The organism is Dellaglioa sp. CoH-56-MRSF-10, assembly GCF_056782175.1.
On sequence record NZ_JBXAYF010000052.1, the window covers coordinates 1 to 381 of the forward strand.

The following is a 381-nucleotide window of genomic DNA, read 5'->3' on the forward strand; positions in this document are numbered from 1 at the left end:
TGGCGCTAAGAAGCTTAACTTCTGTGTTCGACATGGGAACAGGTGTATCCTTCTTGCTATCGCCACCACACTCTTTTACTACTACATAAAACAATTTTGCAACCACTAATGCCGGCTGCAGGAGTCGAACCTGTGACCCTCGGTTTACGATACCGATGCTCTACCAACTGAGCTAAGCCGGCGAAAATGACCCGTACGGGATTTGAACCCATGTTACCGCCGTGAAAGGGCGGTGTCTTAACCACTTGACCAACGGGTCATATACATAAAAATGTGTTAATCAGTTAGATTAGCACATTTTTAAATTTATTATTAGCATGGCAACGTCCTACCCTCGCAGGGGGCGACCCCCAACTACTCTTGGCGCTAAGAAGCTTAACT

The 381-nt window shown here is 46.5% G+C and carries 2 tRNA genes and 1 rRNA gene; all 3 read right to left on the reverse strand.

The features are described from left to right. Positions 1–70, reverse strand: a 5S ribosomal RNA gene (gene rrf, locus AC1RP4_RS07790); the annotation flags it as partial. A gap of 39 nt (positions 71–109) precedes the next feature. Beyond that, positions 110–182 (reverse strand) — tRNA-Thr (locus AC1RP4_RS07795). A gap of 5 nt (positions 183–187) precedes the next feature. Next, positions 188–259, reverse strand: a tRNA-Glu gene (locus AC1RP4_RS07800). Positions 260–381 lie beyond the last annotated feature (122 nt).